The following is a 12929-nucleotide window of genomic DNA, read 5'->3' as shown; positions in this document are numbered from 1 at the left end:
TGGTGGACGCCGTCAGGTCGCTCGACTCGAAGTCCTGACACGCGGCAATTGATCTGCGGCAGCGAGTGATTCGGTGCCGCAGATCAACTCGCGGCACAGTACTGGCTGTCAGACCCGGAAAACCCGGGCCGCATTCCCGCCGAGGTAGAGGTCGCGCGCCTCGGCATCGATGCCCAGGCTGTCAAGCCGTTCCAGACACCGCTCGGCCGACAACATGGGCCAGTTGGTGCCGAAAAGCACTCGGGTGCGGCCGGATCCGCGCATGTAGTCCACGAGCGCCGCGGGTAGGCGATGCACGGCGTAGGCCGAGGTGTCGATGTAGAAGTTCGGAAACTTCTTGGCCAGGAACAGCACTTCGTCGATCCACGGCGCGCCGACGTGGCCACCGATGACCACGAGTTCCGGGAACTCGAGCAGAACCGTCTCCAGGTAGGGGATCGGCCGGCCGGGTTCGGACGGGCACAGCGGGCCGGTGTGCCCGATCTGCGTGCAGAACGGGATGCCGAGTTCGACGCAGGCCTGCAGCAGCGGATAGTAGCGGCGGTCATCGGGTGGCAGGTTCCACAGCCACGGGACGACCCGCAGTGCCACCATGCCCAGTTCGGTTACCGCCCTGCGTAATTCGCGGACAGCCTCGACCGGCCGGGTGAGGTCCACGGCGGCGACACCGGCGAACCGGTCGGGATGTGCGCGCATGTGCGCTGCCGTCTCGTCGTTGTCGATCAGTGCGCCGTGCGGCCCGACCCACGCGCACAACAACGACTTCTCGACGCCGGCGTCATCCATCGCCTTCAGGGTGACGTCGATGGGCAGGGCCGGCAGGTCTTCCTGGCGGGTCCAGCGCAGCAGCGGCCGAAGCCAGGGCTGCCGCATGAACAACTCGTTCGGCTGCTGGGACCACGCGTCGATCACTCGTGTCATATCCCAATTACTTCACTAGTGAAGTAATAATGCAAGAGTGGATCCGAAACACAGGTCACCGGCAGGCAGACGGCGCGCGTATTTCCAGCTGCAGACCGTCGCGCAGCGGCTGCGCACCACCGCCGACCGGCTGTTCACCGAGGAGGCCGGCATCACGACGGCGCAGGCTGCCGCACTGATGCTCATCGCGAACCACGCCGGATGTCGCCAGTCGCTCATCGCGGCACAGCTCGGCCAACGGGAATCGGCGGTCACGGCGATGGTTGGCCGGCTGGAGACCGCGGGGTTCGTCGAGCGCAGGGCCAGCCAGAGCGACGGCCGCGCCTGGGAGCTGTGGCCGACCGAATCCGGCGCGGACGCGCTCCGGCGACTGGACGCCGCGCTGGCCACCGTCAACGGTTACATCGACGAGGCCTTCGGGGTCGACGAGGTCGACGGCGTCGTCGACGCACTGCTGCGGTTGAGCGATCTCCTCGACGGCACCGACGGCCGAACGTGAACTTGATCGCGAAAAATCAGCGAAAGTTCGCGATCTACTTCACGTTCGGGGATGCGATGCTCAGTTGTAGTGCGTCGTCGCGCAGGCGGTCGGCGTCGTGAGGTTCACGCCGGGGTAGGTGACCTGAATGTCGGCGCAGGCAATGAAATTAGCCTCGGTGTTGGGCCTGCCGGTCCGCACATCGAGCGTCAGCGACGTGCCGTCGACCGCGAACTCCTCGAACGTGCCGCCACCGTTGAACGTGACCGAGACCAGAGCGCTGTTCTGCGACTTGAGCTGCCGCGAGTTCACCGGGCCGTTCCACGAGCCGCGGTTGATCGGCGGGGCTCCGGTCGGTGCACTGTACGAGACGTCTTGGTACACATTGCGGTTGGAGCTGCGCAGCGTGATGTTCTCGCGTGCCCAGGTGTTCGGCGGCAGCGGAACCGGATTGCCCCCGACGACCAGGTTGGCGGCGGTGTTGAAGGTGCACGCACCTCCCGAGCACTGTGCCGTCACGTGAATCTGAATCTTCGTGGCGTCGTCGACGGGCACGAAGGCGTCGGCCGAATTGACTGCGGCAGCAGCCGTCGCGGGGGACATCAGAGCCGTCGCGGTCAGCACAGCGGCCGCGGTTGCTGCGGTAAGCCGGTTCACAGTCAAGAAACTAATCCGTTCGCTACTCGTCGTAGGTGACTTCGACGGAATCCGTCTTGGGCACCGCCTGGCAACCGAGGATGAGGCCCTCTTCGAGGTCGGACGGCTCCAACACGTCGTTGATCGCCATGTCGACGTCGCCCTTCTTCATCAGCACCGCACATGCCCCGCAGTGCCCCTCTCGGCAGGAGAACGGTGCGTCCAGTCCCTTGTCGAGCAGCACGTCGAGCAGTACGGCCTTGCGCGGCCACTGCAACTCGTGCGTCTCACCGTCGAGCGTGACGATTGCGGTGGCCGGGCCCTCATCGCTGTCATCCTCGGCGAGCACGACGGCGGCGAACGGGTCGGAGTCCAGTGACTGGAACACCTCGAGGTGGACATTGCTCTTGTCGGCGCCGGACTTGAGGAGCGCCTCCTCGGCGGCGGCCATGAACGGGCCCGGGCCGCAGATGAACGTCTCGCGTGTGGTGTAGGGCGCCAGCTGCGTGGCCAGGATGGTCGGGTTGGGCAGGCCCTGCACCGACTCGAGCCAGTGCACGACGGACAGCCGATCGGGGTACAGCGACGTCAGTTCGCGCAGCGCCTTGCCGAAGATCACCGACTTCTCGTCGCGGTTGGCGTAGAACAGCGTCACCTTGCCGGTGCCCTCGGACAGCGCGGACTTGAGGATCGACAGCATCGGGGTGATGCCGCTACCGCCGGCCAGCAGCAGGAAGTCGGTGTCGAGGTTCTTGGGGACGAACGTGCCGGACGGCGCCAGCACGTGCATCCGCATGCCGACATGTGCGTTGTCGCACAGCCAGTTCGACGCGTAGCCGTCCGCGGTGCGCTTGACCGCGACGGTCAGCGCCTCGTCGGCATGCGGCGAGCTGCACAGGGAGTAGCAGCGGGCGACCGATCCGGTGCGGGTGCTCGGGACGCGCAGGGTCAGGAACTGACCGGGGGAGTACTTCAGTCGCTCTGGCGGGATGTCGCTGCCGTCGGGCGTCTTGAACACCAAGACGCGCGCGTCGTTCGTCTCGGCGACGACATCGGCCACCACAAGTTCCAGCACGTGGCTGCCCAGCGGCTCGTCCACAACGATCACCCTTCGTTCGAACCGGCCTGACGGCCAGTAACTAGAACAGGTTACAAAAGTGCAGTTATGCGGGTCTACCTGCTGCAGTACCGCCATGCTCGACACAAATCGTAACGTGTTCTAATCTTCTGTCTAGACGACCACTCCCCGGGAGGCAATCCGTGACGTCAATTGAACAACTCGACGTGCAGACCGTGCTGGCTGGCATCGACGACCTGCTGCCGGTGCTGCGCGAACGCGCACAGCTGACCGAGGACCTGCGCCAGGTGCCGCAGGAGTCTATCGACAGTCTGAACGAGATCGGCTTCTTCAAACTGCTGCAGCCCGCCCAGTGGGACGGCCTCGAGGCCGACCCCACCGTGTTCTACGAGGCGGTCCGCCGCATCGCCAGTGCCTGCGGTTCCACCGGCTGGGTCGCGTCGATCATCGGCGTGCACAACTGGCACCTGGCGCTGTTCGACCAGCAGGCCCAGGAAGACGTCTGGGGCGAGGACTCGACCGTCCGCATCTCCTCGTCCTACGCCCCGATGGGCGCCGGCGTGGTGACCGAGACCGGCGACGGCTACATCGTCAACGGCGCGTGGAACTGGTCCTCCGGTTCGGAGCACGCCACCTGGGCGTTCCTCGGTGGCCCGGTCATCAAGGACGGCCGTCCGGTCGACTTCGGCAGCTTCCTGATCCCGCGCACCGAATACACCATCGACGACGTGTGGAACGTGGTCGGCCTGCGTGGCACCGGCAGCAACACCATCGTCGTCAAGGACGTGTTCGTGCCGCGGCACCGCTTCCTGTCCTACAAGGCGATGAACGACGGCACCGCCGGCGGCTACCAGACCAACACCGCCCCGGTCTACAAGATGCCGTGGGGCACCGTGCACCCCACCACCATCTCCGCCCCGATCGTCGGCATGGCCTACGGCGCCTACGCCGCGCACGTCGAGCACCAGGGCAAGCGCGTGCGCGCCGCGTTCGCCGGTGAGAAGTCCAAGGGCGACCCGTTCGCCAAGGTCCGCATCGCCGAGGCCGCCAGCGACATCGACGCCGCCTGGCGCCAGCTGATCGGCAACGTCGCCGACGAGTACGCCCTGCTGGTCGCCGGCAAGGAGATTCCGTTCGAGCTGCGGGCCCGTGCCCGTCGTGACCAGGTGCGCGCCACCGGCCGCGCCATCGCGTCCGTCGACCGCCTCTTCGAGGCCGCCGGCGCCACCGCGCTGGCCAACGGCACCCCGCTGCAGCGCTTCTGGCGCGACGCCCACGCCGGCCGGGTGCACGCGGCCAACGAGCCCGAACGCGCCTACCTCATCTTCGGTAACAACGAATTCGGTCTGCCCCCGGCCGACACCATGGTCTGATGACCGCCGCGGTATCCGAGGTCACTTTCGAGTCCACTTCGCGGTATGCGCAGGTGAGCGATGATCTGCGCCTGCACTACCACGAGGCCGGCGACCCGGCCGCCGAGACGATCGTGCTGCTGCACGGCGGCGGCCCGGGTGCGTCGAGCTGGTCGAACTTCTCGAAGAACATCGCGGTGTTGGCCGAGCGGTTCCATGTGCTGGCCGTCGACCAGCCGGGCTACGGATATTCGGACAAGCCCACCGACCACGTGCAGTACCACCGCCACAGCGCGACGGCGCTGCTGGCGCTGTTCGACCACCTCGGTATCGAACGGGCGGCGCTGGTTGGCAATTCGCTCGGCGGTGGCACGGCGGTCCGGTTCGCGCTGGATCATCCGGAGCGGGCCGGCCGGCTGGTGCTGATGGGCCCCGGCGGGCTGAGCGTCAACCTGTTCGCGCCCGATCCCACCGAGGGCGTGAAGCTGCTCGGCAAGTTCGCCTACGCACCGACGCGCGAGACCCTCGAGGCGTTCGTGCGGATCATGGTCTTCGACCAGAGCCTGGTCACCCCGGAGCTGATCGATGAGCGGTTCGCCATCGCCAGCACACCCGAGTCGCTCGCCGCACTGCGCGCGATGGTCAAGTCCTTCGCGGGGCCGGACTACGAGCTCGGCATGATGTGGCGCGAAGTGCACAAGCTGCGGCAGCGGGTACTGCTGATCTGGGGCCGTGAGGATCGGGTCAACCCGCTCGACGGCGCGTTGGTGGCGCTCAAGCAGATTCCTCGGGTCCAGCTGCACGTGTTCGGTCAGTGCGGCCACTGGGCACAACTAGAGAAGTTCGACGAGTTCAACAAGCTGACCCTCGATTTTCTGGGCGGCTAGAGGAGACATGGCATGACGACGATCAAGGCCCTCGGCTACATGCGCATCGAGGCCACCGATGTGGCGGCCTGGCGCGAGTTCGGGCTCAAGGTGCTCGGCATGATGGAGGGCGAGGGCACCAACCCGGATGCCCTCTACCTGCGGATGGACGACGTCGCGGCGCGTCTGGTGATCGTGCCCGGCGAGAAGGACCGCCTGTTGGCCTCGGGCTGGGAGGTCGCCGACGCGCCTGCCCTCGAGCAGCTGAAGGAAACCCTCAGCGCCCACGGCGTCCCGTTCAAGGAAGGGACCAAGGAAGAACTGCTCGACCGCAAGGTCGAGGGCATGATCAGCTTCCAGGACCCGGCCGACAACACCCTCGAGGTGTACTACGGCATCCAGTACCTGGGTCGTCGCTTCGTCAGCCCCTACGGCCACAAGTTCGTCACCGCCGAGCAGGGCCTCGGCCATGTCGTGCTCACCTGCAATGACGACGCCGCGGCGCAGGCGTTCTACCAGGACGTGCTGGGCTTCCGGCTGCGCGACTCGATGCGGCTGCCCCCGCAGATCGCGGGCCGCCCGGCCGACGGCGACCCGGTGTGGCTGCGGTTCTACGGCTGCAACCCGCGCCACCACGCGCTGGCGTTCATGCCCATGCCCAACCCGACGGGCATCGTGCACCTGATGGTCGAGGTGGAGAACTCCGACGACGTCGGCCTGTGCCTGGACCGCGCCAACCGTAAGAAGGTCAAGATGTCGGCCACGCTGGGCCGGCACATCAACGACAAGATGCTGTCCTTCTACATGAAGACGCCGGGTGGCTTCGACATGGAATTCGGTTGCGAGGGACTCGAAGTCGAGGACGAGAGCTGGATCGCGCGCGAGAGCGTCGGCATCAGCCTCTGGGGTCACGACTTCAGCGTCGGGTTCAAGTAGGCTCGCGCGGCATGACTTCGACCCCGCAGATCGACCCCCGCACATTCCGTAATGTGCTCGGGCAGTTCTGTACCGGCATCACCGTCATCACCACCGTGAATGACGGTGTGCCGGTCGGTTTCGCCTGCCAGTCGTTCGCTGCCCTGTCACTGGACCCGCCGCTGGTCCTGTTCTGCCCGACAAAGCAGTCCCGGGCCTGGAAGGCCATCGAGGCCAGTGGCAAGTTCTGCGTCAACATGCTGCACGAGAACCAACAGCACGTCTCGGCGCAGTTCGGCTCCAGGGCCGAGGACAAGTTCGCCGGGATCGATTGGAGCCCTTCGGGATTGGGCTCCCCGGTGCTCGACGGCACGCTCGCCCACATCGACTGCACGGTGCACTCGGTCCACGACGGCGGCGACCATTTCGTGGTGTTCGGCGCGGTGCAGTCCATGTCCGAGCCGCAGGCCATCAAGCCGCGTCCGCTGCTGTTCTACCGCGGCGAGTACACCGGCATCGAGCCGGACAAGAACACCCCGGCGCAATGGCGCGACGATCTGGATGCGTTTCTCACCACGACGACCGAGGACACCTGGCTATAGTCGCGCAATGAGCGCGCCGATCCGGTCCGGATTGCGTCGGGTCGTCCTGGCTTCCATGGCCGGCACCGTCGTGGAGTGGTACGAGTTCTTCCTGTACGGCACCGCAGCCACCCTGGTGTTCAGCAAGGTGTTCTTCGGGCAGAGCGGCAGCGATCTCGATGCCATCTTCGCCGCCTTCGTCACCTACGCGGTGGGCTTCGTCGCCCGGCCGCTGGGTGGCGTGGTGTTCGGTCACTTCGGCGACAAGTTCGGCCGCAAGACTCTGCTGCAGTTCTCGTTGCTGCTGGTCGGTTCAGCCACGTTCCTCATGGGCTGCCTACCGACCTATGGACAGATCGGCTACTGGGCGCCGGCGCTGCTGGTGGTGCTGCGGTTCATCCAGGGCTTCGCGGTCGGCGGCGAGTGGGGCGGCGCGGTGCTCCTGGTCGCCGAGCACAGTCCCGCCCAGAGCCGCGGATTCTGGTCCAGTTGGCCACAGGCCGGGGTGCCGGTCGGCAACATCCTGGCGACCGTCGTGCTACTGACGTTGACGAAGACGTTGTCCGAGCCGGAGTTCCTGTCGTGGGGCTGGCGGGTCGCGTTCTGGCTGTCGGCGGTCGTGGTGCTGGTTGGTTACTACATCCGTACCAAGGTCACCGATGCGCCGATTTTCGTTGCGGCACAAGAAGAAGCCGAGCGCGTCAAGGCATCGTCGATGAGCGTCGTCGAGGTGCTCCGGTACTATCCGGGCAAGGTGCTGACCGCCATGGGGCTGCGGTTCGCCGAGAACATCATGTACTACCTGGTGGTCACGTTCTCGATCACGTATCTGAAAGTGCATGCGGGCGTGAGCACTTCGCTGATCCTGTGGTACCTGCTGGTGGCCCACGCGGTGCACCTGGTGGCAATCCCGTTGGTGGGCAGGCTCTCCGACCGCATCGGCCGTCGCCCCGTCTACCTCATCGGGACGCTGCTGACCGCCGCCTGGGGCTTCGTCGCGTTCCCGATGATGGACAGCAAGCACTACTTCGTCATCATGACGGCGATCACCGCGGGCCTGGTCGCGCATGCGTTCATGTACGCGCCGCAACCGGCGCTGATGTCGGAGATGTTCCCGACCCGGATGCGCTATTCCGGTGTTTCCCTTGGCTATCAGGTGACGGCGATCTTCGCCGGGTCACTCGCACCGATCATCGCGGTGCGGTTGCTGAAGGACTACCACTCGTCGGTGCCGATCGCGATCTACCTGGCCGGGGCCTGCGTGGTGACGCTCGTGGCGCTGGCGTTCGCGCACGAGACCAAGGGCATCGACCTGGCGGATGTGGATCGGGCCGACAATGAGCGCGTTGTTGCCGCCGGCGTGCCCCGTCCGTGACGGTTCGCGCGCCGAGTGTGCGTACAGATCGTCATATCCGTGGGCAGATTCAAGCGGTCGCCGCAACAAATGTGGACGGGTCTGACAGTAGCCGGTCGAGTTCCTCGGCCGGGGTGCGCCAACCGTGGCGTTTACGGGGTCGGGCGTTGAGTTCAGCGGCGACCTGGTCGAGCCATCCGGGTCCGTAGAACGACAGGTCGGTCCCTTTAGGAAAGTACTGGCGCAGAAGACCGTTGGTGTTCTCGTTGGTGCCGCGCTGCCAGGGGCTGTGCGGATCGCAGAAGTAGATCGGCAGGCCGAGGGCTTTGGTGATGTCGGCGTGCTTGGCCATCTCGCTACCTTGGTCCCAGGTCAGCGAGCGGCGCAGGATCTCGGGAATCTCCGGGATTTTGGCGCTCATCGCGGCGGCCAACGTCGCGGCGGTGTGATCGCCCGGCAGGTGCAGCAGCACCACGAACCCGGTGGTGCGCTCCACCAGGGTGCCGATCGCCGAACCTGATGCGGTGCTGCCCAGGATCAGGTCCCCTTCCCAATGCCCCGGGACCGCCCGATCATCAGCCTCTTTCGGGCGGTCGCTGATGCTGACCATGTCTTTGATTTTGCTTCCGGTTTCGTTGCGGCCCTGCGGTTTCCGTCGAACCCGGCCCGTGCGCAGGGCTTCTTTGACGATGCGGGCCAGCTCACCGCGCGGCTGTACATACAGCGCTTGGTAGATCGTTTCGTGGGACACCCACATCTCCGGATCGTCGGGAAAATCAAGGCGCAGTCGGCCCGCGATCTGCGCCGGGCTGTCGTGCTTTTCTAAGCGTGCCACGACCTGCTCCAGCAGGGCAGGGTTGGACTCCAACTTGCGAGCCTTGGGTCGCTTGGCGTTGGTGGTGGCCACCTCCTGAGCCACCCAGGCCCGATATCCGCTGGTGGTGGCTCCACGTTTGCGTTCCTGGTGGATCGTGGTCCGGGACCGCCCCAGAGCCGCTGCGGCCTCGGTGACGGTCGCGCCGGCGGTCAGCAACTGCTCGAGGCGCCACCGCTCGATAAACGACAACGGCCCCCGCGAGACCCCGGGATCGAGTTCAACCACGGCGCATGACGGATCATCGGTAGGAGCGGGGGTTTTCGGCACGAATCCAGCCTGAGCGACCCACCGCCGGCCCTGGTTCTCTGACACGCCCGCGACCACTGCGGCGTCGGCCACAGTGGCACCGGCATGCATCTCCTGCCAGAACGACGCTTTCACCGCACCCGAATACCGCGTGCCGCAATGCCGCGGATCGGTTTGATACCCAGCTTCTTTGGCCCATCGCCGACCCGTCGCACCACTCACCCCTGCCACGGTTCCAGCCGCCGTCGGTGACAGCCCCGACCTCAACGCCGCATCGAAAGCATCTCGCACCGACTGCGGAACACCATAACTACCCAAATGACTCCAACGCCTCGGATGCATCGAACAACACCTCTCAAATCAGGTGTTGTGACGACCCCTTGAATCTGCCGTGGCTGAGACGCGCTGTACGCACACTCGCGCTGAACCCTGATTCAGCGACTTCGCGAGTGTGCGTACAGATCGTCGGATCCGCGGTTGCGCCGCTCTGACTGCACATTCGTGTGCGTGAATGTGCTGGGCACTTGACAAGCAAATGCCTTGTGGGCGTTGACCGTGCGCGGGCGCATGCAAAGTGCGAGAAGCGAAGACCCAGGGCGCACGATCAACATGTGGCCGACGGGAAAGGTCGACTACGACTCGTCCTGCATCGCGGCTTCCCACAGCCCGCGGCCCAGCTCCGACAGCCGCAGCGCAAGCTTCTCGACGCGCGCGGGGAAGGGGCCCCGCGAGGCGTCCTTGATGGCCTTCAACACCATCGACTCCGCGCTGAGAATCTCGTAGTCGGCCTTCAGCTCGGGGTCCTCGGGAACGGTCTCGACCAGCCCGAGCGCCAGCAGGTGGCTGACGTACTGCGGCACCATCTGCGGCAGCGCGACGTTGGCGGTGCGGCCGATCAGGCACGCGTTCTCCAGCGTCGCGACGCTGCGGTTCCGCGGGTAGATGTTCACCAGCGGCGACGACTCGTTGTCGGACAGCGCGCCGATGATGCGGGCCTCGTCGGCAACCAGCTGATCGAGCAGCCGGTGATAGAGCTCGGTCTTCCCGTCGGCAGTGCTCTGGTCGATGGCGCGGTCCAGCAGGCCGCCGAGCTTGCCGTGCAGGGACTCCTTGGCGGGCTGTTTCTGCGGGGCGGGTGCCGGCGTGCGTTCGGGGGCCATCTCGATGGCCTCGACGGTGGTCTTGGTCGCGATCGCAATCTGCTCGCCACCCCAGGCGGCAAGCTTGAAACCGAACTTCGCGACGCCGAGGGCGCGGTTGGCCAGGCCGAGCGGATCGAATCGCTTCGGGATCGCCAAACCACCGCGCGGCGTCGAGATCGCGATGGCGATCTCACCGATGGGCGTGGACAGCTTGATGCCGTGCCGTTCGAGGCCCTCGCGGTTCACCGGTAAGTCGTCGGTAACTTCCGGTTCTGGGTTGTCGGTTTCCTGGGACATTGCGGACCGATGGTACCGGCCTGCCGATTGTTCTCGCCCCTTGTGTGGCAAACGCGACAGCTACCCCTGCCGGTATGCGGCAAGCCAGGGACCCAGCCGGCGCAGCGCTTCTTCGATGTCGGACTTCGGCCCGGCGAACGACAACCGAACGAACGATCCGCCGTGCTGAGTGTCGAAATCCACGCCCGGCGCGATCGCCAGGCCGGTGTCGGCCAGCAGCTTCTCGCAGAAGGTCAGGGAGTCCGTCGAGTACGCCGAAATATCGGCGTAGACGTAGAACGCGCCGTCGGCGGGTGCCAACTTGTCGAGCCCCACGTCGGCCAGCCCGGCGAGTAGCAGCGCGCGGTTCTCGGCGTAGTGGTGGACGAGGGAGTCGGCTTCGGCGATCGCCTCCGGCGTGAACGCCGCGACGGCCGCGTACTGGGGGAGTGTGGGAGGGCAGATGGAGAAGTTGCCGGTCAGGCAGTCGACGGCCCGGCGCAGCGGCTCAGGCACCAGCAGCCAGCCCAACCGCCAGCCGGTCATGGCGAAGTACTTCGAAAAGCTGTTCACCACAATGGCGTTGCGCGAGGTCTCCCAGGCGCAGCTGGTCGCGGGCGCGTCGTCGTAGATGAGCCCGTGGTACAGCTCGTCGCTGATGAGCTGTAAGGAGTTGTCGTCGCACCAGGTGGCGATGGCGGCCAGATCCTCGGCCGGCAGCACGGTGCCCGTCGGGTTGTTGGGGCTGGCGATGATCAGACCCTTCACCGGTGGGTCCAGCTGCTCCAACATGGAAATGGTCGGGTGGAAACGGGTTTCGGGTCCGCACGGTATCTCGACGACCTCGCAACCGAGCGCCGACAGGATGTTGCGGTAGCAGGGGTAGCCCGGGCTCGCCACCGCGACGCGATCGCCGATGTCGAAGCACGAGAGGAACGCCAGCAGGAATCCGCCGGTGGATCCGGTGGTGATGACGACGGCGTCCGGTTCCACCTCGACGCCGTACCGGTCGAGGTACGACTTGGCGATGGCTTCTCGCAGCTCGGGAATACCGAGTGCGACGGTGTACCCGAGGTTGTCGTTGGCCAGCGCCTCGGCGGCGGCGGCCCGGATGGGCGCCGGTGCCTGTGCGGCGGGTTGCCCCGCCGACAGGTTCACCAGGTCGCCGTGGCTGCGCTGGCGCTCGGCCGCGGCCAGCCACACGTCCATCACATAGAACGGTGGGATGCCCGCGCGCAGCGCTACCGGATTGGTCATACCTCGACGTTAGGCCAGAACGTCAGCCTCGAGGCGACGCAGGTGCTCCCGCGACGACCCGAGCAGCTGCGCACTGCCGTGCGCGCGCTTGAAGTAGAACTGGATATCGCTTTCCCAGGTGATCGCGATGCCGCCGTGCATCTGGATCGCCTCGCCGGCAACGGCATTGAACGCCTCGGTGGCCATGTAGCGGGCCAGCGACGCATTCGTGGGGGTCGGGTCGGCGAGGGCGTCGTTGACGATCGAGCGGGCGGCCGAAACCTTGACGTACAGGTCCGACATCCGGTGCTTGAGCGCCTGGAAGCTGCCGATCGGGCGGCCGAACTGCACGCGGTCCTTGGAGTAGGCCACGGTCAGGTCCAGGCAGCGGCTTGCGGCGGCGACCTGCTCGACGGCCATCAGGATGGCGGCGGTGTCCGCCAGGCCCGGGTCGGCGCCGAGGGTGGTGGTGCTACCTGGGGCCACTGCGGCGAGCCGACGGGTCGGGTCCATCGCGGTCGCCGGCGTGACGGTGTTGTCGGTCCAGCGGGTCAGCTGGCCGTCCTGCGCGGCGATGACCACGTCGGCGACGTCGCCGTTGATGACGTAGCCGGCGTCGAAAACCACTGTGCCGATGGATGTTCCCTCGGCCAGGCCTTGCAGCGGCTCTTCCTCATCGGCGGCAAGCAGCGCCAGTTCGGCCAGCGTGGTGCCGAGCAGTGGCGTCGGGACCAGGTTCTTGGCCAGCTCCTCGAGAACGACGGCGGCGTCACCGAGCTCGCCGCCGGCGCCGCCGAGCTCCTCGGGCACGACCAGCGCCGCGGCGCCGACCTGCTCGCACAACATCCGCCAGAGCTTCTCGTCGTAGCCCTTCTCGGACTCGATGGCAGCCCGGACGGCCTCGGGGCTCGCGTGCTTCTCGACCAGCGCTGCGACGGTGGCGCGCAGCATCTCCCGTTCTTCGCTCACAA

At 66.4% G+C, this 12929-nt stretch carries 13 protein-coding genes; 6 read left to right on the top strand and 7 right to left on the bottom strand.

From position 1 onward, the window contains the following. Positions 1-108 precede the first annotated feature (108 nt). Positions 109-921, bottom strand: a complete 813-nt coding sequence (locus ACJH6J_RS06495; RefSeq protein WP_406803711.1) for an amidohydrolase family protein — start codon at positions 919-921, stop codon at positions 109-111. 37 nt (positions 922-958) lie between these two features. Here ACJH6J_RS06495 and ACJH6J_RS06490 point away from each other — a divergent pair, with 37 nt between their 5' ends. Continuing rightward, positions 959-1420 (top strand): MarR family winged helix-turn-helix transcriptional regulator, encoded by a 462-nt coding sequence (locus tag ACJH6J_RS06490; protein ID WP_406803710.1) that lies wholly within the window; start codon positions 959-961, stop codon positions 1418-1420. A gap of 60 nt (positions 1421-1480) precedes the next feature. Here the strand turns inward: ACJH6J_RS06490 and ACJH6J_RS06485 are convergent, their stop codons facing one another. Continuing rightward, positions 1481-2056, bottom strand: a complete 576-nt coding sequence (locus tag ACJH6J_RS06485) for a hypothetical protein (protein WP_133426406.1) — start codon at positions 2054-2056, stop codon at positions 1481-1483. A 22-nt stretch (positions 2057-2078) separates the two neighbouring features. Then, positions 2079-3140: a 2Fe-2S iron-sulfur cluster-binding protein gene (locus ACJH6J_RS06480; protein ID WP_406803739.1), complete on the bottom strand. Its 1062-nt coding sequence runs from the start codon at positions 3138-3140 to the stop codon at positions 2079-2081. Positions 3141-3295: 155 nt separating this feature from the next. Here ACJH6J_RS06480 and hsaA point away from each other — a divergent pair, with 155 nt between their 5' ends. The 5 genes from hsaA to ACJH6J_RS06455 are packed head-to-tail and all read left to right on the top strand — an operon-like array spanning position 3296 to position 8202. Next, positions 3296-4486: a 3-hydroxy-9,10-secoandrosta-1,3,5(10)-triene-9,17-dione monooxygenase oxygenase subunit gene (hsaA, locus tag ACJH6J_RS06475; protein WP_406803709.1), complete on the top strand. Its 1191-nt coding sequence runs from the start codon at positions 3296-3298 to the stop codon at positions 4484-4486. Further along, positions 4486-5352, top strand: coding sequence for a 4,5:9,10-diseco-3-hydroxy-5,9,17-trioxoandrosta-1(10),2-diene-4-oate hydrolase (hsaD, locus tag ACJH6J_RS06470; RefSeq protein WP_133426407.1), 867 nt, complete (start codon positions 4486-4488; stop codon positions 5350-5352). Before hsaA ends, hsaD begins: the two co-directional genes overlap by 1 nt. A gap of 12 nt (positions 5353-5364) precedes the next feature. Beyond that, on the top strand, positions 5365-6267 hold the full coding sequence (gene hsaC, locus ACJH6J_RS06465; RefSeq protein ID WP_064984852.1) for an iron-dependent extradiol dioxygenase HsaC: 903 nt from the start codon (positions 5365-5367) through the stop codon (positions 6265-6267). 11 nt (positions 6268-6278) lie between these two features. Continuing rightward, positions 6279-6848 carry a 3-hydroxy-9,10-secoandrosta-1,3,5(10)-triene-9,17-dione monooxygenase reductase subunit gene (hsaB, locus tag ACJH6J_RS06460; RefSeq protein ID WP_133426408.1) on the top strand — a complete coding sequence of 190 codons (570 nt, stop codon included), beginning with the start codon at positions 6279-6281 and terminating at the stop codon, positions 6846-6848. Between the two features lie 7 nt (positions 6849-6855). Beyond that, positions 6856-8202, top strand: a complete 1347-nt coding sequence (locus ACJH6J_RS06455) for an MFS transporter (RefSeq protein ID WP_406801620.1) — start codon at positions 6856-6858, stop codon at positions 8200-8202. Positions 8203-8251: 49 nt separating this feature from the next. On the opposite strand, the gene ACJH6J_RS06450 is transcribed toward ACJH6J_RS06455, so the two are convergent. The 4 genes from ACJH6J_RS06450 to ACJH6J_RS06435 all read right to left on the bottom strand — a co-directional run bounded on the left by ACJH6J_RS06450 (position 8252) and on the right by ACJH6J_RS06435 (position 12927). After that, positions 8252-9415, bottom strand: coding sequence for an IS30 family transposase (locus ACJH6J_RS06450; protein ID WP_226522072.1), 1164 nt, complete (start codon positions 9413-9415; stop codon positions 8252-8254). A 521-nt stretch (positions 9416-9936) separates the two neighbouring features. Further along, on the bottom strand, positions 9937-10743 hold the full coding sequence (locus tag ACJH6J_RS06445) for an Abi-alpha family protein (RefSeq protein WP_406801619.1): 807 nt from the start codon (positions 10741-10743) through the stop codon (positions 9937-9939). Between the two features lie 60 nt (positions 10744-10803). Continuing rightward, complete coding sequence (locus ACJH6J_RS06440) at positions 10804-11979, bottom strand: pyridoxal phosphate-dependent aminotransferase (RefSeq protein WP_406803708.1); 1176 nt, start codon at positions 11977-11979, stop codon at positions 10804-10806. Between the two features lie 9 nt (positions 11980-11988). Beyond that, a complete protein-coding gene (locus ACJH6J_RS06435) occupies positions 11989-12927 on the bottom strand; it encodes an acyl-CoA dehydrogenase family protein (RefSeq protein ID WP_406803707.1) in 939 nt (312 codons plus the stop codon). Positions 12928-12929 lie beyond the last annotated feature (2 nt).

Origin of the sequence: Mycobacterium sp. SMC-18, assembly GCF_045310895.1 — a bacterium.
In the GTDB taxonomy this organism is placed as follows: Bacteria; Actinomycetota; Actinomycetes; order Mycobacteriales; family Mycobacteriaceae; genus Mycobacterium.
This window is presented reverse-complemented; position numbering and strand designations above follow the sequence as displayed.

Bases quoted from the DNA above. Each gene is read 5' to 3' on its own strand.
- ACJH6J_RS06440 (WP_406803708.1), bottom strand. From the start codon at position 11,979: ATGACCAATCCGGTAGCGCTGCGCGCGGGCATCCCACCGTTCTATGTG.
- hsaC (WP_064984852.1), top strand. From the start codon at position 5,365: ATGACGACGATCAAGGCCCTCGGCTACATGCGCATCGAGGCCACCGAT.
- ACJH6J_RS06455 (WP_406801620.1), top strand. From the start codon at position 6,856: ATGAGCGCGCCGATCCGGTCCGGATTGCGTCGGGTCGTCCTGGCTTCC.
- ACJH6J_RS06445 (WP_406801619.1), bottom strand. From the start codon at position 10,743: ATGTCCCAGGAAACCGACAACCCAGAACCGGAAGTTACCGACGACTTA.
- hsaD (WP_133426407.1), top strand. From the start codon at position 4,486: ATGACCGCCGCGGTATCCGAGGTCACTTTCGAGTCCACTTCGCGGTAT.
- ACJH6J_RS06495 (WP_406803711.1), bottom strand. From the start codon at position 921: ATGACACGAGTGATCGACGCGTGGTCCCAGCAGCCGAACGAGTTGTTC.
- hsaB (WP_133426408.1), top strand. From the start codon at position 6,279: ATGACTTCGACCCCGCAGATCGACCCCCGCACATTCCGTAATGTGCTC.
- ACJH6J_RS06450 (WP_226522072.1), bottom strand. From the start codon at position 9,415: ATGCATGCCGGTGCCACTGTGGCCGACGCCGCAGTGGTCGCGGGCGTG.